This is a genomic window from Devosia sp. J2-20 (assembly GCF_055808475.1).
In genome coordinates this window covers 2,515,548-2,535,625 of the sequence record NZ_CM147870.1, presented here as the reverse complement: position 1 = coordinate 2,535,625, position 20,078 = coordinate 2,515,548, and the positions used below count along the sequence as shown (strand labels likewise).

At 62.9% G+C, this 20,078-nt stretch carries 15 protein-coding genes and 3 pseudogenes; 15 read left to right on the top strand and 3 right to left on the bottom strand.

Annotation, left to right across the window (positions count from 1 at the left end; translation table 11 throughout):
• The first annotated feature begins 105 nt into the window (after positions 1 to 105).
• The 5 genes from AC0L37_RS12360 (at position 106) to AC0L37_RS12340 (ending at position 4,315) form a co-directional block, all read left to right on the top strand.
• On the top strand, positions 106 to 399 hold the full coding sequence (locus tag AC0L37_RS12360; protein WP_282220971.1) for a hypothetical protein: 294 nt from the start codon (positions 106 to 108) through the stop codon (positions 397 to 399).
• A gap of 29 nt (positions 400 to 428) precedes the next feature.
• Positions 429 to 1,088 (top strand): response regulator transcription factor, encoded by a 660-nt coding sequence (locus tag AC0L37_RS12355; protein ID WP_212658599.1) that lies wholly within the window; start codon positions 429 to 431, stop codon positions 1,086 to 1,088.
• A gap of 10 nt (positions 1,089 to 1,098) precedes the next feature.
• Positions 1,099 to 2,472: an ATP-binding protein gene (locus AC0L37_RS12350; protein WP_282220972.1), complete on the top strand. Its 1,374-nt coding sequence runs from the start codon at positions 1,099 to 1,101 to the stop codon at positions 2,470 to 2,472.
• A 58-nt stretch (positions 2,473 to 2,530) separates the two neighbouring features.
• Positions 2,531 to 3,010, top strand: a complete 480-nt coding sequence (locus tag AC0L37_RS12345) for an RT0821/Lpp0805 family surface protein (protein WP_212658597.1) — start codon at positions 2,531 to 2,533, stop codon at positions 3,008 to 3,010.
• Between the two features lie 87 nt (positions 3,011 to 3,097).
• The gene (locus tag AC0L37_RS12340) at positions 3,098 to 4,315 is read left to right on the top strand and encodes a hypothetical protein (protein WP_212658596.1); all 1,218 of its coding nucleotides are present in this window, start codon (positions 3,098 to 3,100) and stop codon (positions 4,313 to 4,315) included.
• Here the strand turns inward: AC0L37_RS12340 and AC0L37_RS12335 are convergent.
• Together AC0L37_RS12335 and AC0L37_RS12330 are read right to left on the bottom strand one after the other, a co-directional pair.
• Positions 4,312 to 6,321, bottom strand: a complete 2,010-nt coding sequence (locus AC0L37_RS12335; RefSeq protein WP_282220973.1) for an FAD-dependent oxidoreductase — start codon at positions 6,319 to 6,321, stop codon at positions 4,312 to 4,314. The genes AC0L37_RS12340 and AC0L37_RS12335 overlap by 4 nt on opposite strands.
• Positions 6,318 to 7,382 (bottom strand): hypothetical protein, encoded by a 1,065-nt coding sequence (locus tag AC0L37_RS12330; protein ID WP_282220974.1) that lies wholly within the window; start codon positions 7,380 to 7,382, stop codon positions 6,318 to 6,320. The genes AC0L37_RS12335 and AC0L37_RS12330 overlap by 4 nt, the downstream gene beginning before the upstream one ends.
• Before the next feature lie 116 nt (positions 7,383 to 7,498).
• Here AC0L37_RS12330 and ccmI point away from each other — a divergent pair, with 116 nt between their 5' ends.
• The 10 genes and pseudogenes from ccmI (at position 7,499) to AC0L37_RS12280 (ending at position 18,251) form a co-directional block, all read left to right on the top strand.
• Complete coding sequence (ccmI, locus tag AC0L37_RS12325) at positions 7,499 to 8,593, top strand: c-type cytochrome biogenesis protein CcmI (RefSeq protein WP_282220975.1); 1,095 nt, start codon at positions 7,499 to 7,501, stop codon at positions 8,591 to 8,593.
• A complete protein-coding gene (gene ccmE, locus AC0L37_RS12320) occupies positions 8,590 to 9,066 on the top strand; it encodes a cytochrome c maturation protein CcmE (RefSeq protein WP_249327640.1) in 477 nt (158 codons plus the stop codon). The genes ccmI and ccmE overlap by 4 nt, the downstream gene beginning before the upstream one ends.
• Positions 9,063 to 11,035, top strand: a pseudogene (locus tag AC0L37_RS12315) (heme lyase CcmF/NrfE family subunit). The gene ccmE and the pseudogene AC0L37_RS12315 overlap by 4 nt, the downstream one beginning before the upstream one ends.
• On the top strand, positions 11,032 to 11,496 hold the full coding sequence (locus AC0L37_RS12310; protein ID WP_473313010.1) for a cytochrome c-type biogenesis protein: 465 nt from the start codon (positions 11,032 to 11,034) through the stop codon (positions 11,494 to 11,496). Before AC0L37_RS12315 ends, AC0L37_RS12310 begins: the two are co-directional and overlap by 4 nt.
• A 125-nt stretch (positions 11,497 to 11,621) precedes the next feature.
• Positions 11,622 to 13,157 (top strand): Do family serine endopeptidase, encoded by a 1,536-nt coding sequence (locus AC0L37_RS12305; RefSeq protein ID WP_212658591.1) that lies wholly within the window; start codon positions 11,622 to 11,624, stop codon positions 13,155 to 13,157.
• Between the two features lie 63 nt (positions 13,158 to 13,220).
• Positions 13,221 to 13,892, top strand: a complete 672-nt coding sequence (locus tag AC0L37_RS12300; protein ID WP_269368344.1) for a response regulator transcription factor — start codon at positions 13,221 to 13,223, stop codon at positions 13,890 to 13,892.
• A 4-nt stretch (positions 13,893 to 13,896) separates the two neighbouring features.
• Entirely contained in the window at positions 13,897 to 15,321 is a 1,425-nt protein-coding gene (locus AC0L37_RS12295) for a HAMP domain-containing sensor histidine kinase (protein WP_269368345.1), read from the top strand.
• A gap of 48 nt (positions 15,322 to 15,369) precedes the next feature.
• Positions 15,370 to 17,805 (top strand): annotated as a pseudogene (locus AC0L37_RS12290) (bifunctional [glutamine synthetase] adenylyltransferase/[glutamine synthetase]-adenylyl-L-tyrosine phosphorylase); the annotation flags it as partial.
• A 77-nt stretch (positions 17,806 to 17,882) separates the two neighbouring features.
• Positions 17,883 to 17,960, top strand: a pseudogene (locus AC0L37_RS12285) (hypothetical protein); the annotation flags it as partial.
• 51 nt (positions 17,961 to 18,011) lie between these two features.
• Entirely contained in the window at positions 18,012 to 18,251 is a 240-nt protein-coding gene (locus AC0L37_RS12280) for a hypothetical protein (RefSeq protein ID WP_282220977.1), read from the top strand.
• 13 nt (positions 18,252 to 18,264) lie between these two features.
• Here the strand turns inward: AC0L37_RS12280 and AC0L37_RS12275 are convergent, their stop codons facing one another.
• Positions 18,265 to 19,923: a sensor histidine kinase gene (locus tag AC0L37_RS12275; protein ID WP_282220978.1), complete on the bottom strand. Its 1,659-nt coding sequence runs from the start codon at positions 19,921 to 19,923 to the stop codon at positions 18,265 to 18,267.
• Positions 19,924 to 20,078: the final 155 nt, after the last annotated feature.

Here is a 20,078-nt window from a genome sequence, read left to right as displayed (position 1 = left end):
GATATGACAGAGCGATTGGGCGTCTCGGGCCATGAAAATCTTGACCCTCTGGCGCCGCTTGCCCCATTCATGTCCCATTCAGCTTGCCCGCCATAGATTGGCCTCATGAAAACACTGCTCTCAAAACGCCTTGCCCCCCTGGCCATTGCTCTGGCGCTTGGTCTGGCCGGTATTGGCTCGGCCGGCGCGCAATCGTGCCTTGATAATCGACAGATCCAGGAGGCGGTATCGTCCGGCCAGATCATGTCGCTGGCCGCCGTGCTGGCCGGTGCCGGTATCGACGGCAGCGCGGAAATCCTCAATGTTGCGGTATGTGACGAGGGAGGCGGTCTGGTCTATGTTATTGGTCTGCTGACCGCGACCGGCGAAGCGCAGAACCTGGTTCTGGACGCGCAATAGACATTCCGACTGCATCTGGGGGCCAGACAATGCGCATTCTCGTTGTCGAAGACGACGTCAATCTCAATCGGCAGCTCAAGGACGCCCTGACCGAAGGCGGCTATGCTGTCGATGTCGCCTTTGATGGCGAAGAGGGGCACTTTCTTGGTGATACCGAGCCCTATGACGCCATCGTCCTTGATATCGGCCTGCCCCAGATGGACGGTTTGTCGGTGCTGGAAAACTGGCGCCGCGATGGCAAGACAACCCCCGTGCTGTTGCTGACCGCCCGCGATCGCTGGAGCGACAAGGTGCAGGGCATCGACGCCGGCGCTGATGACTATGTCGCCAAGCCGTTTCATATGGAAGAAGTACTGGCGCGTCTGCGGGCTCTGGTGCGCCGCGCGGCCGGACTGGCTTCCAACGAGATTGTCTCGGGTACGGTGCGCCTTGATGTGCGCTCGGGCAAGGTGACGGTTGATGGCCAGTCGATCAAGCTGACCAGCCATGAACTGCGCCTGCTCAGCTACCTCATGCACCACAAGGGCAAGGTGATCTCGCGCACCGAGCTGACCGAACATCTCTACGATCAGGATTTTGACCGCGACAGCAACACCATCGAGGTGTTCGTCGGGCGCCTGCGCAAAAAACTGCCCGAGGACTGCATTCAGACCGTGCGTGGTCTGGGTTACCAGATCGCCGAAGACTGAGCTGGAGGCTATGCGCAAAGGCTCGATCGCCGCATCATTGTTCTGGCTGTCGGCGGGCTGGCTCGTTGTGGCGCTGGTCGCCACCGGCTTTTTGCTGACCGACCTCTATTCCCGCGCGCTCGATACAGCGCTCTCGGATACGCTGGATTTCCATGTTGAAAGCCTGGCCGGATCTTTGCTGGAGACCGGTGACCCGCAAAGCCAGGACATAGCTCTGGCCGATCCGCGTTTTGGCCGGCCGCGCTCGGGCTGGTACTGGGCGATTCGCGATGCCGACGGCACGCTCTATAATCTTTCGCGCTCGGTGGTGGGCATCGACACACCCGATATTCCCGGTCCGGTGAGTGCCTCGGGGCGCCAAACCGCGATCATGGATGACAGCTTTGGCACAAGCCTGCGGGTGGTCGAGCGCACGGTGACGATCGGGCCCGACACCTATGAAATCATCGTCACCGGTAATCTGAGCGAAATCCTTGAACTGGTTGGCAATTTCCGCGGTCAGGCCTTTATCGTGCTGGGCGCGGTCGGGGTCATGCTGGCCATGATGAGCTTTATCGTTGCCCGCTTTGCCATGCGCCCCGTGGACCGGTTGAGCGCGGCTATTGAAAGCGTGCGCGCCGGCGAAAGCGCGGCGGTAACCGGCACCTATCCACGCGAAATCGCGCCGCTGGCCGAAGAGGTCAACGAATTGCTGCGCTCCAACACCCAGATCATCGAGCGCGCGCGCAATCAGGTTGGCAATCTCGCCCATGGCCTGAAGACGCCCATTGCCGTGCTGCGCAACGAGGCGGGCACCAGTAGGGGCGCTCTGGCCGACGTCGTGCTGGCCGAAAGCGACAAGATGAGCACCATGGTCACGACCTATCTCGAGCGGGCGCGTCTGGCCGCGCGTACCTCAGTGGTGGGCAAAAAGGCCGATGCCGCCAAGATCATGGCGCGTCTGTCGCGCGTCATGGCCAAGATCCATCCCGATATCGCCATCACCCTGCACCCACACGAACACGCGCTGCCCTGGTTCCGGGGGGACGAGGCCGATCTCGAGGAGATCGCCGGCAATCTGCTCGACAATGCCTGCAAATGGTCCGGGGGACAGGTGGAGGTCCGACTCAGCGCCGAGCAGGGCAGTGCAGGCACGGTCCTGTTGCTCGCCATTGATGACAATGGCCCCGGCCTGAGCGCCGAGGACGCCCAGAAAGTGTTGCGTCGCGGTGTCAGGCTCGACGAGAAAACACCTGGCAGCGGCTTGGGGCTCGATATCGTCAAGGAACTGGTGGATGTATATGGCGGCGATCTGGCCCTGAAACGCTCGGTTTTGGGTGGCCTGTTGGTCGAGTTGCGCCTGCCGACAGCCCGCCAGAGCGGTGTCACGCGACCTGCAACCTGACGCACTTTCGCCGCATTGGAACCACAAGACCCTACCAACCACGCAGAGACCGAGAAACATGACCCGCTTCGCCATCATTGCCACCCCGCTGCTCGCCCTGACTCTGGCTGCTTGCGCCAGCACGGGATCCAATCAGGTGGCTCAGGCGCCGGTCGCTGCGCCGATCACGCCCGTCTATTCGGCCCCATTGGTTGCCAGCCCCGCGCAGACCACCCAGCAGGCGCTGCTGACCACAAGCGTTTCCAATGGCTTTGTCGATACGGCCGCCCTGGCACAGATGTCGGCCAAGGATTCCGCTGCCGCCAACACCGCCCAGTTCTATGCCCTGCAGTTCGGCCGTCCCGGTGCGCCGCGCGCCTGGACCGGCGACAAGGGCACGACCGGCTCGGTGGCCGTTGGCCCCTATGTCCGCGTCAACAATCTTGATTGCCGCGATTTCACCCACACCGTCAAAATCGGTGGCCAGGAATTCGTGAAAAAGGGTACCGCCTGCCGCGAGCAGAACGGCAATTGGACAGTGGAGAAAGCTGCCGCCTAACAGCGGTCTTTCCACTGGGGCGATAGGGAAAATTTACGAACGGGCTATAGGCTTAGGTCAATACCTATCCTCAGACCGACTGCTTATATGTCCCAAGCTGCCAACCGATCCGAACCGTCAGCCGCTGCCGCACGTCCGACCAATCGCGCCGGACGCCCGGCAGTGCGGCCTTTTGCGGGGCTGCTCGATGTGGTGATCGTTGAAGATCCCGCGACCTTTACGTTCCCGGGATCGATTCGCCGCAGCAGCGTTGTGGCCGGCTGGACCTGGGTCTGCCGCGACATCTGTTCCGATTTCATTTCACCCGATGAAATTGCTGATGGCAGCCTGACCTCGGCAGTGCTCGAGCCACAACTCCCCAAGATCATGGCCCGCATGAAGGAGGCCCTGGAAAAGGCCGATGCGGACCCCGAAACCGCCCGCCGCCTGCGCACCATGCTGGGCAGCGACGAGGCCCGCGATGCCCTGCCGCAGATCCTGTCGGCGCTGCGTGCCCGCCCGCTGCTGGCCAAGGCCACGGCCTTCGGCAAGGCCATCAACAATATCGGCGAAGATTCCGCGCTCGGCGTGGCATTGCAATCCATGCCGCTGCGCGATCCGCCGCTGGCAGCATTGCTGTTTCATGCCGCCATGCGCCAGATCGTCAATCCGACCCGTCTGGTCACCACCGTCATCAAGCTGTCCGGCAATGCCACTGAAGCCTCGGTGGCCCGCAGCGGCTTTGCGCCGGTTGTCGACGCCATGCTGGCCCATGCGCAGAACCAGATCTATCTGCTGCAGCCCAGCGGGCCATTTGCCGATATCGACCTGATCTGTCGTGGCCTGGATCGCTTCCACCGGCTGGTGCGGGCCCTGACCGGCTATATCGAATTTGAGCGCGGCAGCACATGGGCTGCCATTCTGTCATCGCTGACCAAGCAGGTTTCCGATCGTATCGAACCGCGCCTGCGCGATGTCGTGCCCGACCTCAATCAGGCGCTGCGCCGGGGCCGTGACGCCAGCACCGACCGGCTCGACAATGACCGGCTGCTGGCGGCGATCAACGGCATCTATCTGCTGGCCACTGTCCGCGAATGCCGCGCCTCCATGGCGCTGAACGCGGTGTTTGATCAGGCATGGAGCCAGTCGGGTGAGGCACTCGAAATGCAGCTGCAGCGCAATCTCGACCTGATCCGGCAAAACCCTGCCGATCCGATCATTTCGGCCCGGCTCGATGCCGGCATCAAGATGGCTGAAGTGCGCTTCAACCCCGAATATGCCGAAACGCTAAAGCGCGCCCGCGCATCGGCTCAACGCGCCAACTAGACTTGCTCTGCCGGATAGGCTGACAGCACGCGAACCGGTGTCGCACGTCCTGGCTCGCACACGGCCGCTGTCTGCCCGGCTTGGGCAAACCCGGCCCTGAGCAAAGCAATACAACCATCCTTGTCGTGCCGCAGCACCACGCCAACCGCCGCTGCAGGATCAGATACGTCGCTATTGGGCTGGATCAGGGCGCCCGCCTCCAGCCAGCGTGCATCATGGGGCTTGACCAGCCACAAACCGGCATCGCTGCCATAGCGGTCGGTCAGGAACTCCGGGACCAGTGGTGCTGATACATGCGCTGTCGGCGCCCTGTCTGCTGCTGTGGCAATCGTCACCATGGGGACGCGCTGCTGGGCCACCCTTCCGGCATGCGCGGGATCAATTTCCCTTAACTGCACACCAGCTGCCACATCGGGCGCCCCCAGAGCATGGGGACCATCGGCCAGCGACCAGTCCGGCGCCGATGCGCCCTTGATCCAGTCATGCCGGCGCGCCGGGGCCGGGGTTGGCCGCTCGATACAGCTGCGCCCACCATCAAGGAAGCTGCTATGGCCGGCCCCCGCAATCGGCGCGATTGGCGTCGCGGCGTCCGGCGTTTCGTAAATGGGATCGACGCCATGTTCGCTGACGCTGCGCGGCGCGCGGCCAAGCAGGGCATCAATGGCAGCCTGACCACTCTCAAGACAGGCCTGATGGCCCAGATGTCCCGCCGCATTGCCGGCCAGAACGATACCGTCGGGCCCATTGGCGGCCTCCAGGCGTTGCCGCTGGGCATTCCATTGGCTGTTGCCGCCCGCCATGTGCCACAGGCTCAGTTCGGGCTGCCAGCCGCCGCAGACCACCAGACGATCGACCTTCAGGCCCGGCTCGGTGCGGTTAAAGCCATCCACCGCCAGCTGCGGGGTGATGGACAGGCCACGCCCCTGCGAAGCCCGCCGCGCCTCGGCGATGATGGTGCCCGCCGCCAGCGTCATGCCGTAGGCCTTGGAGTATTCGATGAAGCGCGATTGTGGCTGGGGCCGTGCATCGATGATGCGCGGAACGGCAATGCCGGCGTCGCGGGCCAGCATGGCCAGACGATAGGCGGCGCTGCTGGCGGTGGCAAAGACCGCCGACTGCCCACACCAGACCCCGTAATGTTCGGCCATATCATAGGCGTCGCGCACCCCGACCGCACCGGGTAGCCGATTGCCCGCAAACAGCGGCAGGCGCTCGGTTGTGCCAGTGGCCAGCACAATATGGGGGGCATGCATGTCGACGACGCGGGCCGTAGGTGTTGGTCCCGAGACATCGGTGATGTGCACACGCACCACGCCGGGCCGCAGCGCGAAAGCTGCGGCATGGGTGAGCGTGGTGATATTTGGCGCGCTGGCAATGGCGGCGCCCAGCCGTACAAAGCTGGCATCGGCCGCTTCTTCGCCCTCAAGCGTGCCGAACAGCCTCGCATGGCCGCCCAGCCGTGGGGAGGCTTCGAGCACCAGCACACTCAGACCCGCATTTGCCGCGGCAACCGCCGCGGCCATGCCAGCAATGCCGCCGCCCACCACGATGAGCTGGGCCGGTGTTTCCGCCACCCCGGCAATTGTCAGCCAAGGCTGGCGCATGGCCGCTGGATGGTCCAGGTCCAGACCCAGCGTGGTGCTTGGCGATGCCAGACGGCGCAGGCCATCGATAAGCACCTGTCGCTTGTGTGGGGCCAGGGTTACATAGTCCGCACCATCTTTGGCCGGCGTGCGCTCCATGGCCAGGGCCCGCTGGGTGTCGGTGGCCAGTGCTGCCGGAATGATCGCTGGCGCAAACCGGGGCGACAGCGCCAGCGTGCTGTCACCGCGCTTGCCGACAGCATCAACGCCCGACGCCAGCACGGCGCTGAGCACGGTATCGCCGACAAAGCCGGCAATGGTGCGGCCATCAAGGCGGAATTGCAGGGGTTGCCTGCGGTCAATGGCGCTGCCGGAAAACGGCCCGGCGGTTTCCGCGGCCAGCCGGTTGGGTTGCCCTCTCATCGTGCCGCTCCGATATCGCTGACCGACCGGTTGGCTGTGCCGCGATTGATCAGGCGGGCGCCGAACCACGCATTCTCGGCGGCGTTGGCTGTGCCAGTCAGCCAGCGGGCAATCGCTGGTGCCAGAAACGCCCCGATACAACCGAACCCCGCCAATATATCGGCCCCCGTGCCATGCAGGCGTCCCAAAGCGGGTGCGCCGTCACTGGTGCGCAGACGCACGGACTGCGTCTGCCCGGCATGCTCGATCGTGTGCTTTTCCCCGAGCAGATTGCCGAGCATCGCCGAGAAGGCGGCGATATCGCCCGGCCCCTGGGCGAGAATGCCACCCTCGGCCTGTTGATGCAGCAACACACCATCATCGAGTTGGCACATCACCGGCGCAGCCAGCGGGAGCGTCGGCTCGGTCAGGATGGTGCTCACACTCTGTCGGTGCAGCAGGGCAGGCCAGGCACTATCACGCAGATGCGCCAGAATGGCGTCGTCGTCGGCCAGAATGGTCTGACCAATGGTCATTGGCTGGTTGTCCAGCATGGCTTCGGCGCTGCCATCGCGCGCAATATGCAGCCTGGCATCTGCCGGCAATTGCCGCACGCCGCTTTGTTCGAGCCACCCGTCAAGCGCTGGCCCCAGCGCTGCGCGGCGCAACAGCACCGCGTCACGCAGCACGACGCCCTGACGGCCCGCGCCCAGATAATTGAGCGGCGTCCGCTCTGCAGCCACACCATGGGCAGCTGCCATATGCCGGATATGTCCCAGCGCCTGCTGTCCCGCAGGGTGATCGGCAAACACGACAGGATCGAGTCGCGCGATGGCGGCACGTTTGCCGATCCGGCTGATTAGTCTGGTCGCTTCGGGCGCGGTCGCCCTCAAAAGCGCCCAGCTCTCAGGTCGCGTCATGGCGCCCACCGAGAGATCCAGATCGCGCGACAGGCGCAGGCCAGACGCCCGTTCGCCCTGCAGCAGCACCGACTTGCCATGGGTCGACGCCAGCAGTCCGGCCAGCAGCCGGGCCAACGGTGTGGCGCCGATAATCAGAAAGTCGACCGGGCTATGCGTCATGCCACCTGCTTGACCTGTGGCAATGCGTCCGCCTCAATGATCCGTGTTTTTGTGGTTTTTCGCCATATTCCGCTTATAGATGGGCAGCAATTGCCGCGCGGCGGCGCGAAGTAACTGTGGCTCATGATATTCTGGTTTATTGCCATCGCCGTTACCACCATTGCGTGCGCTGCGCTTTTTACGCAGCCGGTTCGCATACGGTCAACGCAAACTCGCCCGAAATCACTGATGCCAACAGCCATTTTGGGCTTGTACTGGCCGGCATTGATGCCGATCAGGCCGCTGGCAAGCTCAGCGAGGCCGATGCGCTGGCTGCCAAAAGCGAACTGGCCCGTGAACTTCTGCGCTTGAAGGCCGAAGCAGGCCCCGCCGCTGCGGCCACCAGACAGGTCGGTCGCACCACCATTCTGGTCGGCCTTGCTGGCGTCGCCACCATTGCGCTGGGGCTTTACGCCGTGCTGGGCAATCCCGGCATGTCCAGCCAGCCATTGGCCGGGCGTGTTGCCGAGGCCGCAGAGCAGCCGGTCGATCTGACCAGCGCCATCACCCGCATCGAAGCCGCCCTGGCGGCCAATCCCGACGATGTGCGCGGTTGGACCGTGATCGCCCCCGCCTATATGGAACTGGGGCGCTTTGCCGACGCGGCCAACGCCTATCGTCGCCTGATTGAACTGGATGGGGCGAGTGCGGACCTGCAGACCAATCTGGCCGAGGCGCTGATGTTTCAGGCCCAGGGCGCCGGATCACCCGAGGCCATGGACCTGTTACGAGCCGCTGCGGCCAGCGACCCTCAGCACGTGCTGTCGCGGCTTTATATCGCTGCCGAACTGACGCGTCAGGAAGACTTCCCCGCCGCCATAGAGGCCTGGAATGGGGCACTGGCGCTGTCCAAGGGGGATGAGCCCTGGCTTGGCGCGGCTCGACAGGGTCTATTGGTGGCCACCAATGATGGTGTTGCTCCCAGCAATGATCAGGAAGCCGAAATGATCGGCCAGATGGTCTCGGGCCTCGCGACCCGTCTTGCCGATCAGGGCGGCCCGATTGACGAGTGGACCCAATTGGTCCGCGCCTATCTCGTTCTGGGTGATACGGCCAAGGCGCAGGCTGCCTTTGACGACGCTGTTGCCGCCTATCCCCTGGCATTTGATCGCGGTGATCTCGACACGCTGGCGCTCGATTCCGGCCTGACCATCAATGGAGCTTCGCAATGACCACGCCCGTCGGCATGCGTAAGGCGGGTTGGACCCGCAAGCAGAAGCGATTGGCCGTGATCGCCGGTTTTGCTGTGGTGGTGGGCCTTGCCACCACACTGGTGCTGGTGGCGCTGCGCGACCAGATCGTGTTTTTCTATTCCCCCTCGGACGTGATCGCCCGCGACGTTGCCATCGGCCAGCCCATCCGTCTGGGCGGTCTGGTCAAGGCCGATAGCTGGGTGCGCGACGGTCAGGACAACAGCTTTGTCGTCACCGATGGCGCTACCGATGTGGCAGCCCATTATGTCGGACTGCTGCCCGACCTGTTCCGCGAAGGGCAGGGGGTGGTTGCCGAGGGCAGTCTGCGGCCCGATGGCGAGTTTACGGCCACCAATGTGCTGGCCAAGCACGACGAAAATTACATCCCCAAGGAAGTCGTCGAGGCGCTTAAGGCGAGCGGCGAATGGCGGCCGGAGATGGCATCACAGTGAGCATTGAACTCGGACATTTCGCCCTGATCCTGGCCTTTGCCATTGCCACAATGGCAACGGTGGGTGGTTTCCTGTTCTGGCGCTCGGGCAGCCGTATTGCACTGGTTCTCCGCCAGGCTGCCGTACTGCAGTTCGTTTTGGTCGTGGTCGCGTTTCTGGCCTTGATCCAGGCGTTCGTAACCTCCGATTTCTCGCTGCTGCTGGCGGTCAATAATTCCCATTCGCTCAAGCCGCTGATTTTCAAGATCTCCGGCGTCTGGGGCAATCACGAAGGCTCCATGGTCCTGTGGATCATGATCCTGGTCGGCTTTGGCGCCATGGTGGCTGCCTTTGGTCGCCGCCTGCCCAGTGATCTTCTGTCCCTGGTTCTGGCCACCCAAAGCCTGCTGACCGCCGCGTTTACCGGTTTCACCATCTTCACATCCAACCCGTTCGAGCGGGTCTTTCCGGCGCCGTTTGAGGGCAATGACCTCAACCCCGTGCTGCAGGATATCGGTCTGGCGATCCACCCGCCGCTGCTCTATGCGGGTTATGTCGGCTTCTCGATCTGCTTCTCCTTTGCCATTGCCGCGCTGATCTCGGGCCGTATCGATCAGGCCTGGGCGCGCTGGGTGCGCCCCTGGGCCATGCTGAGCTGGACCTTCCTGACCCTGGGCATCGCGATGGGTTCCTACTGGGCCTATTACGAACTCGGCTGGGGTGGCTGGTGGTTCTGGGACCCCGTGGAGAATGCCAGCTTCATGCCATGGCTGGCCGGCACGGCGCTGCTGCATTCGGCGCTGGTGATGGAAAAGCGCAATGCGCTGAAAATATGGACGATCTTTCTGTCCATCATCACCTTCAGCCTGTCGCTGCTGGGCACCTTCCTTGTGCGGTCGGGCATTCTGACATCGGTGCATACCTTTGCCAGTGACCCGACACGCGGTCTGGTGATCCTGACCATGCTCGCCATTTTGATTGGCGGGGCCTTCTTCCTGTTCGCGCTGCGGGCTGCCGCTCTGCGCCAGGGGGGCTGTTCGCGCCGGTCAGTCGTGAGGGTGCGCTGATCCTGAACAACCTGTTCCTGGCGACCGCCGTTGGCGCAGTGCTGGTGGGCACGCTCTATCCGCTGCTGCTTGATGCAGTGGCCGGTACCACCATCTCGGTGGGCGCACCGTTCTTCAATCTCACCTTTGGTGCTCTGATGGCACCCTTGCTGGTGGTGCTGCCCTTTGGCCCCATGCTTGCCTGGAAACGCGCCGATATCGTCGCGGCCGCGCAACGCCTGATGTGGGCCGGGGCGCTGGCGATCTTTTTTACCATCCTGATTTCAGCGTTGGGCGGGGTATCCATCTCGCTGGCGCCATTGGGCTTGCTGCTCGGCTTCTGGGTAGCCTTTGGCGCTTTCGCTGAACTGGTTGAGCGCACTCGGCTGGGCCGTATCCCCGTTTCCGAAAGCTGGCGCCGGCTGATCGGTCTGCCACGCGCAAGCTGGGCGACCGCGATTGCCCATTTCGGGATTGGCGTCACGGTCCTGGGCATTGTCGCCACCAGTGCGTGGGAGACGGAGCTGGTCACCACGCTGAACCCCGGCGAGAGCGCTGAACTGTCCGGCTATGTCGTGGCTTTTGACAGCTTCATTCAGGTGCCGGGCCCCAATTATGTGGCCGATGAGGGGCGCTTCACCATCACCGCGCCCGATGGCAAGATGCGCGACACCATGGCTGACCGACGTACCTATGTCGCCAGCGGTATGCCCACCACGGAGGCGGCCATTCAGACCTATGGCTTCTCCCAGCTCTACCTGCAGCTCGGCGAACCACTCGAAAACACCCATGTGGTGCGCATCTGGTTCAAGCCCTACATCACGCTGATCTGGATCGGCACGCTGCTGATGGCACTGGCGGGCATCATTTCGCTCAGTGACCGGCGTGTCCGCATTGGCGCACCGCGCCGGGCTGCTGCGCCCGCTCTGGAGCCCGCAGAATGATCTGGCTGCGCGCACTGGCCCTGAGCCTGGCCCTGCTGCTGAGCGGCGCCGCGCTGGCTGTCAGCCCGGACGAGCTGCTTGATGACCCGGTGCTCGAGCAGCGGGCCCGCGATATCTCCGCTGGCCTGCGATGCCTTGTCTGCCAGAACCAGTCCATTGATGACAGCGATGCCGATCTGGCCAAGGATCTGCGCGTGCTGGTGCGCGAGCGCCTTGTCGCCGGCGATAGCGATGAAGCGGTGCGGCAATATCTGGTCGACCGCTATGGCGAATATGTTCTGCTCAATCCGCGCCTGAACGAGCACACGCTTCTGCTCTGGATCGCCGCGCCGCTGCTGTTGGGCGTTGGTCTGATTGTGTTGGTGATTGTTGGCCGCCGCCCCGCGCCCGTGCCCCAAACCGAGCTGAGCGCCGAAGAACGCACCGCGCTCGACGCGCTTGAGCGCCACACCAGCGACTAAGTCTTCCGCATTCTCGCCGCCAACATTGCCAAACCTTAATGTTGGCGCAACCTCTCCGAAAGCTCGGGTGTTCCATACCTACACCGTAAGCTGTTGAGGGCTTGCCCGAAGGAGAAGAATTCGCGATGCGTCCATCTATCATGAAGCGTACCAGTCAGTGGCTCGGGGCTTCCGCCTTGGCGCTGATGATCGGTATCGGCGGTGTTTCGACCGCCTATGTCATCACCGGCCAGACCGCCAATGCCCAGGTGCAGAACGCCGCCCAGATTGTCGTTCCCCAGGCCGTTCAGCCCCATGCTGGCTTCGCCGACCTCGTCGAAGCCGTCAAACCAGCCGTGGTTTCCATTCTTGTCGAAGCCCAGGAAAGCCCGCGCAATGTGCAGCGTGGCGGCGGCCAGTTCGACTTCAATTTCCCCGATCTGCCAGAAGGCCACCCCTTCCGCGATTTCTTTGACCAGTTCGGTCAGCAGAATCCGCGCGGCGGCAATGACAATAGCGGCGAGGCACCACGGCCACGCCAGTTCATGGCAGCCGGTTCTGGCTTCGTGATTTCCGCTGACGGCTATGTCGTCACCAATAATCACGTTGTCGAAAACGCTACCAAGGTCACCGTGGTGTTCGACGACGGCGTCGAACAGGAAGCCACCATTGTCGGTACCGATGAGCGCACCGATCTGGCCGTGCTCAAGATCGAAGGCACCGACCTGCCATTTGTGAAGTTTGAATCCGAGTCGAGCCGCGTTGGTGACTGGGTTGTCGCCGTGGGTAATCCCTTCGGTCTGGGCGGCACCGTTACCGTCGGCGTCATCTCCGGGTCGGGCCGCAATATTGGTGGCTCAAACTACGGCGATTTCCTGCAGATCGACGCGGCCGTTAACACCGGTAACTCCGGTGGCCCGGCCTTCAATACCCAGGGTGAAGTGGTCGGCGTCAACACCGCCATCTATTCGCCCAATGGCGGCAATGTCGGTATCGCCTTTGCGATCCCCGCGGCTACCGTCAAGGGTATCGTCCAGCAGTTGATCGATGATGGCTCGGTAACCCGCGGCTATCTTGGCGTGTCCATTCAGGATGTCACCCGTGACATTGCTGACGGTGTTGGCCTGGCCGATGCCAAGGGTGCCATTGTCCGCGAGCCTGCCTCTGATGGCCCTGCCGGCGCTGCTGGCGTCAAGTCGGGCGACATCATCACCGCAGTCGACGGCGATCCGATCGACGATGCACTCGACCTCAGCCGCACCATTGCCGGCAAGGCCCCCGAGTCCACCGTTGAGTTGACCATCTGGCGCGATGGTGCCGAGACCAAGCTGTCGGTCAAGCTGCAGACTCTCAACGAGGAAGCACCGGCCGTTGAGGAACCAGCACAGCCCACACCACCGGCTGAAATCCCCACCAAGTCCAGCGTTGGGCTGACCCTTGTGCCCAATTCCGATGGTACGGGCGGTCTGCTGATCCAGGACGTTGAAGAGGGATCCGAAGCTGCCAAGAAGGGTCTCGCCATCGGCGACGCCATTCTGGAAGTCAACAACACGGCCGTCTCCAGCCTCGACGAGTTCGAAGCTGCGCTTGATGCGGTCAAGGCCAAGGGCCTCAACACCGCTCTGGTCAAGGCCAGCCGCGACGGTCAGGCCCGCTTCGTCGGCCTGCCACTGAGCGAATAAACCAGTACGGCTCCGGGGCATTGCTCCGGGGCCATTTCCCATCAGTATCCCGGGGGCCCCGCGGTGAAGATTTTGTTGATCGAAGATGACCGCGAAGCAGCGAGCTACCTGATCCAGGCGCTCGATGAAGCCGGTCATATTACCCACCACGCCGCCGACGGCGAAACCGGTTACGCCATGGCTTCGGGCATGGATTATGACGTGCTGATCGTTGATCGCATGCTGCCGCGCCGCGATGGCCTGTCCATCGTTGAGTCGCTGCGCGCTGAAGACGACAAAACCCCTGTTCTCATTCTCTCGGCGCTGGGCGAGGTTGATGACCGCGTCACCGGCCTGCGCGCCGGCGGTGATGACTATCTCACCAAGCCCTATGCCTTTACCGAATTGCTGGCCCGCGTCGAAGTGCTGGCGCGCCGCTCCAGCCCCTCCGAAGCCGCCACCAGTTATGCCGTCGGCGGCCTGACCCTGGATCGTCTCTCCCGCAAGGTCGAACGCGATGGCGAAACCATCCTGCTCCAGCCACGTGAATTCCGCCTGCTCGAATATCTCATGAAAAATGCCGGCAAGGTGGTGACCCGTACCATGCTGCTTGAAAATGTCTGGGACTACCACTTCGACCCCCAGACCAATGTCATTGACGTCCACATGTCGCGCCTGCGCTCCAAGGTCGACAAGGGGCATGCCAGCCCCTTGCTGCAGACCGTGCGCGGCGCTGGCTACATGATCCGCGAGTAGCCTTGTGAACACCATTGCCCAGCTCTGGCGCACATCCACGGTCCGGCTGACGGCAACGTTTATCCTGATCTTCGGGATATTTTCGATCCTGCTGCTGGGCTTTATCGGCTGGCAGTCCAGCATCTCGATCCAGCGCCAGCAGGCCGACGATATCGACCGCGAAGTGCGGGTGCTGCAGCGCATCGACACCAATCAGGGCGTGCGCGCGGTGGCTTTCGCCGTCGAGCGCGTATCGCGCTCACCCGGGCCCGGCGTCTACTATCTCGGGGACGCTTCTGGCCAGTATCTGCTTGGCAATATCACCGATGTACCCGCCGAGGTGCTGGTTACCCCCGGCACCTACGGCTTCGACTACGAGCGCGCCGAGGCGCTGACCGACACCACCGATCAGACCGACGGACGCCCGCCGCGCGCCAAATCAGGCTATGCCGTGGTGCGTTCGGTCGAGCTGAGCAATGGCATGCGACTGGTGGTCGGGCGCGACGTGATCGAGCGGCGAGGCTTCTCGGCGATCATCATTCAGAGTTTCCTGATTGGCGTGCTGGGCATCATACTGTTCTCGATCATTGCGGGCGGGATAACCGCGCAACGCGTGCTGCGCCGCATCGACACCATTCGCGACACCTCCACCAAGATCATGTCGGGTAACCTGTCCGAGCGCGTGCCGGTCACCAAGCGCAATGACGAATTCGATGGGCTCGCCACCAATCTGAACGCCATGCTCGATCGCATTGAGCAGCTGCTGCAGGGCCTCAAGGAGGTCACCGACAATGTGGCCCACGATCTCAAGACGCCGCTGACCCGACTGCGCAATCAGGCCGAGTCCGCCCTGCGTGAAGGCGCCAGCGACGAAACCCGGCAGCTGGCGCTCGAAACCACCATTGCCGAGAGTGACCGGCTGATCCAGACCTTCAACGCGCTGTTGATGATTGCCCGTGCCGAAGCCGGGGCTCCTTCGGGCGCCTTGAGCGATGTGGACGTCAGCGCCATCGTTGCCGACGTTGCCGAGCTCTATGGGCCGGTGGCGGAGGATGAAGGCATTGTGGTGGAAACCTCCATCGCTGACGCGGTGCACCTGCATGCCAATCGCGAACTGATCGGCCAGGCCATGGTCAATCTGCTCGAAAACGCCGTCAAATACGCCAAACCCCATGGCGAGGGGCAGGGGCGGATTACTGTCGGGCTGCGCCAGGCCGGCAATCGTGTCCTGATCGAAGTGGCCGATAATGGTCCTGGCATTCCCGAGGCCGACCGCAAGCGGGCCATTGAACGCTTCGTGCGCCTCGAAAAGAGCCGTTCCGAAGTCGGCTCGGGTCTGGGTCTGTCACTGGTAAATGCCGTTGCGAGCCTGCATGGCGGCAGCTTCCGTATCGAGGACAATGATCCCGGCGTGCGCGCCGTGATCGATCTGCCCGCCGCCGCTGTGTGATGCGCGCCCACCTTGCCCGTTGCACGGCGCCAAGATAACCATGTGCCTATGGTCACAACACTGAACGCCCTGCCTCCGATCAAAACGCCGGTCTTTGACGCATGGCTCGCTGAGGCCCCGGCTGACCAGCGCGCTGCCCTTAAGCCCAATGCGCCCGCTATCGGGCCGCTGCTGGAATCAGCGCCTTATCTGCTCGCATTGGCGCAGACCAATCTTGATTGGTTCGTCGAGGCGCTCAGCGATAATCCTGATGGTGCCTTCACCGACATCATCGAAGCGGTCGACACTGCTGGGCGCAGTGCCGGCGACGAAGCCGAACTCGCCCCGCTTCTGCGCATTGCCAAGGGGCGTACCGCCTTGCTGGCAGCCGTCGCCGAAACCGGCGGCGCCTGGACCACCGCGCAGGCCACAGCCGCGCTGTCCCATCTGGCTGACGCGGCTCTTGATGCCGCACTCAACATGTTGATGCGGCAGGCTGCCGAGCGGGGCCAGCTGACCCTGGAACCCGAACAGGCCAATGCGGCAAATTCAGGTCTCGCCATTTTCGCCTTGGGCAAGCATGGCGGGCAGGAGCTGAACTACTCCTCCGATATCGATATTGTGGTGTTCTACGATCCCGAAAAGGGCGTGCTCAAGGATCCTTTGGAAGCCACCAAGATCTATTCGCGCATGGTCCAGAAGCTGGTCGGCCTGATGGAGGAGCGGCAGGCCCATGGCTATGTGTTCCGCACCGATCTGCGGCTGCGGCCCGACCCTGGCTCGACCCCTGTCGCCATCTCGTTCGATGCCGCGCTGTCCTATTACGAAAGCCGGGGCCAGAACTGGGAGCGTGCCGCCTGGATCAAGGCGCGCGCCTGCGCTGGCGACAAGGAAGTGGGCAAGGCCTTCCTCAAGGAACTGGCGCCCTATGTCTGGCGCAAGCATCTCGACTTCGCCACCATCGCCGATATCCAGGCCATGAAGCGCCAGATCAATATCGCCAAGAATGTCGGCGATATCCGCGTTGAGGGACACAACGTCAAGCTTGGCCGTGGCGGTATTCGCGAGATCGAGTTCTTCACCCAGACTCAGCAATTGATTGCCGGTGGCCGCGACAAGACGCTGCGCGTCAAGCCGACTGCCCATGCACTGGCAGCGTTGGCCGATGCCAACTGGATCACCCCACGCGCCGCCTCCGAGCTGCGCCATACCTATTGGTATCTGCGCGCTGTCGAAAACCGTCTGCAGATGTTGCGTGACGAACAGACCCATGTCATGCCCGCCACCCCCGAAGAGGTGGCAATAATTGGCCAGCTGATGGGGCAGCCCGATCTGCGCCAGTTCGAGGCCGACTATCGCGGCGCGCTGGAGCTGGTCTCGGCCTATTATTCCGAACTGTTCACCGAGGGCGAAAGCCTTGGGAGCGGGGAAGGCAATCTGGTCTTTACCGGCAATGACGACGATCCAGGCACGCTGGAAACCCTGACCAATATGGGCTTTGGCGATGCATCCAAGGTCATCGAGATTGTCCGCAAGTGGCACTATGGCAGCTATCCCGCCACCCGTGCTTCTGCGGCCCGGGGCCATCTCACAGAATTGCTGCCCGCGCTGCTGACCACACTAAGCAATGCCGGCAATGCTGATGCGGCATTGGCCAAGTTCGACAATTTCCTGTCGCGCCTGCCCACGGGCGTGCAACTGTTTGCCCTGCTGCGCAATCACCCCAGCCTGCGCACCCTGCTGGTGCAGTTAATGGCGTCGGCACCCCGCATGTCCGAGGCCGTCATTCATCGCGCCCATGTCATGGATGGATTGATCGACCCCGCCTTTGCCAATGATGTGACCCATCGTGATGTGCTGGTGGCCAAGGTCGATGCCTTTCTGGCGGATGCCCGCTCCTATGAGGAGGTCATCGACCGCGCCCGCATTATCGGGCAGGAGCAGAAATTCCTGATCGCCGCAGGCCTGCTTTCGGGCACGGTTGATGCGCATGGGGCCGGGGAGCAGTTCACCGCCCTTGCCGAAACCCTGCTCAATCGCCTGTTCGGTAGCGTCCGGTCCGAGTTTGAACGCCGCCACGGCATCATGGCCGGTGGCACGGTGGCGCTGCTGGCCTTCGGCAAGATGGCCAGCAGAGAGATGACTGTCGCCTCCGATCTCGACTTTATTCTGCTTTACGACGCACCAGATGGCGAATCCGACGGTGAAAAGCCTCTCAGCACCAATCAGTACTATACCCGTCTGACCCAGCGTCTGGTTGCCGCCATAACCGCCCCGACGGCCGAGGGCGTGCTCTATGAAGCCGATATGCGCCTGCGCCCCTCAGGCAATGCCGGCCCGCTTGCCACCAGCCTGGCAGGTTTTAGCGCCTATCACCGCGACAATGCCTGGACCTGGGAGCATCTGGCGCTCAGCCGCGCCCGCGTTGTGCTGGCCGATGACAGCTTTGGTTATGCCGTCGCCGACGCCATCTCGACCGTGATGTCGCGCGCGCGCGATGCGTCCAAGACCATTGATGATGTTGTCGAAATGCGCGGTCTGATGGGCAAGGAGCGGCCCCCCGGCACGCATTTGATCTCAAGCTGGCCGATGGTGGTCTGGTCGATCTCGAATTCATCGCGCAATCCGCCCAATTGGTCGCCGGCAAGACCATTGCCTTGCCCCAGGCAACCCCGGCGCAGGTCCTGGTGCGGCTCAGCGAAACCGATCTCGTGCCCGCTGGTCGGCGCCTTGCCGAAATCCATCAGGTCTATTCCACGGTGATGCAGGTGATGACTGCAGCGCTGATCGACCCGCTCAAGGATGAGCCCTGGCCCAATGCGTTCAAGGAATTGCTGGCAGGTTTGACGCACTATCCCGATTTCGGGCGGCTCGAGATCGATTTGGCCGATATGCGGGCAGAGGTCTCTGCGGCAGCGGCACAATGGTACGCCAAGGCGCGCACGCTCTGAAGGAGTTGTGATCTCAGGCGGCGACGGAAACGTCGCTGGTCACCTGCAGCGGCAGGGAGATTGCGACAGTGGTGCCAAGCGAGGGACTGGAGTCGATCACCAGATGACCGCCGCTCAGTTCGGCAATGGCGCGCGCAATCGAAATGCCCAGACCTGGCCCCATGCCCTCGCGGGTGAATGTCGCATCGCCAAGCGCGAACGGCTGGGACAATGTCGCCAGGCGCTCCTGGTTCATGCCGATGCCGGTATCGGTGATCTCGATCACCACCCCGTCATCGGCTTGATAGGCGGCCAGCGCGATCTGTCCGCCCGGTTGGGTGAAGCGCAGAGAGTTCTCCACGATATTGGAGATCATCCGGACCAGACCCAGTTGATCGCCTTCAATGGTGGCGTCGCAACTCTGGCTGATGCTCAATGCCAGTTTGGCGCGTGCCGCGGGGGCGGCGAAACGCTCCATGACATTGCGCAGCACCGCATCGATAGCCACCGGATCGCGGCGCAGGGCTTTCTGACCGTTCTCAAGCTCAGCGAGATCCAGGATGGTGGCGAACGACGCCAGCAGGTGTTCGCCAGAGGTCTTGATCGACTGCACATAGTCGGCATAACGCTCATCACCCAGCGGGCCATAGGCCTGGTGTCGCATCAGTTCGGCAAAGCCGATAATGTGGTTGAGCGGGGTGCGGATATCGTGGCTGAGATGGGCGAGGAAGTTGGTCTTGGCGTGGCTGGCAGCCTCGGCCTTGAGCTTTTCCTCGTGGTAGCGCCGGGCCAGATGGCGTTGCTCTTCGCGGATCGCGTGCAACATGGTGTCGGTCTTTTTGCGCTCGGTCACGTCGCTGACCAGCGTCATGAACCCGCCATCGGAAAGCGGGCGCTCATCGATCAGCAGGCAGGATCCGTCATGGCGGTGTACTTCGAGCAGGCGATTGTTTTCGTCTTCATTGAGCAGCTTCATATAGCCGCCCTCGATCATGCGTTTGACGGCGTGATGATAGGTCAGTGATTTGCCGAGCAGCTTGAAGCGCTCGCGATACTGCTCATTGCACACCACCAGCGAGCCGTCCTTGGTCCAGCACGCCACGCCCATCGGAATGGCTGCCGCCAGTGTGCGGTAATTGTGGCGTTGCAGTAGGTCAGGCATGTCGCCGCGCCGGCGACGCCACACAAAGGCGGTCAAAACGCCCGCCAGACCAAATGCAATACCCGCCCGCTGGCCAATGGCCGACCAGGCACTTTCCGGTGTGGCTTCGAGCGCCAGCGTGCCGTGGTCTCCGGCGGGCACGAACTGGCTCAAAAAGGCGGGAAGATCAACGGCCTCGCGCGCTGATGACAGGCTGGCGCGGGTCACGGTGTTGAAACGCTGGGGCAGGGTATCCACGGCCAGAGCCGCCGCTTCGGGCGCAAGCCCCGCAATGTCTGCCGCGATGCTGCTGCCGATAACCGCCAGTTCGTGGCGCGCATCCTCAAAGGTGCGCATGGTGTCATAGGCGACAAAAAGTGTTGCCGCGCACAGCGCGGTGAGTGCCACAGCGGCTGTAATGGGTGAGATAACGGCCTGCCAGCCCAATGGGTTGGCGGGGCTTCTGCTGTCGTTGACCTGGCGAGTGTTCGCCTGCTCCTGGTCTGCGCCGAATCCATTGGCGCCGACGCCGGATGTCTCCGCCGACCGCATAAGTGTCTCCGTCTTGTGGGGGGTGGTAGTCCGACCCGATTTGCCCTTAACGAACAATGAATCAGCAGGACTCCGGTGTCCAGACCCGCAAAACGCCCGACCAGGCCTGACCCGCAAATTTGCGAGTCAGGAGAATCACTTAGCTGCAGAAGAAA

Excerpts from the sequence above, each read along its gene's own strand:
- AC0L37_RS12355 (WP_212658599.1), top strand. The coding sequence starts at position 429 with ATGCGCATTCTCGTTGTCGAAGACGACGTCAATCTCAATCGGCAGCTC.
- AC0L37_RS12350 (WP_282220972.1), top strand. The coding sequence starts at position 1,099 with ATGCGCAAAGGCTCGATCGCCGCATCATTGTTCTGGCTGTCGGCGGGC.
- AC0L37_RS12345 (WP_212658597.1), top strand. The coding sequence starts at position 2,531 with ATGACCCGCTTCGCCATCATTGCCACCCCGCTGCTCGCCCTGACTCTG.
- AC0L37_RS12360 (WP_282220971.1), top strand. The coding sequence starts at position 106 with ATGAAAACACTGCTCTCAAAACGCCTTGCCCCCCTGGCCATTGCTCTG.
- AC0L37_RS12335 (WP_282220973.1), bottom strand. The coding sequence starts at position 6,321 with ATGAGAGGGCAACCCAACCGGCTGGCCGCGGAAACCGCCGGGCCGTTT.
- AC0L37_RS12310 (WP_473313010.1), top strand. The coding sequence starts at position 11,032 with ATGATCTGGCTGCGCGCACTGGCCCTGAGCCTGGCCCTGCTGCTGAGC.
- ccmE (WP_249327640.1), top strand. The coding sequence starts at position 8,590 with ATGACCACGCCCGTCGGCATGCGTAAGGCGGGTTGGACCCGCAAGCAG.
- AC0L37_RS12305 (WP_212658591.1), top strand. The coding sequence starts at position 11,622 with ATGCGTCCATCTATCATGAAGCGTACCAGTCAGTGGCTCGGGGCTTCC.
- AC0L37_RS12330 (WP_282220974.1), bottom strand. The coding sequence starts at position 7,382 with ATGACGCATAGCCCGGTCGACTTTCTGATTATCGGCGCCACACCGTTG.
- AC0L37_RS12275 (WP_282220978.1), bottom strand. The coding sequence starts at position 19,923 with ATGCGGTCGGCGGAGACATCCGGCGTCGGCGCCAATGGATTCGGCGCA.
- AC0L37_RS12340 (WP_212658596.1), top strand. The coding sequence starts at position 3,098 with ATGTCCCAAGCTGCCAACCGATCCGAACCGTCAGCCGCTGCCGCACGT.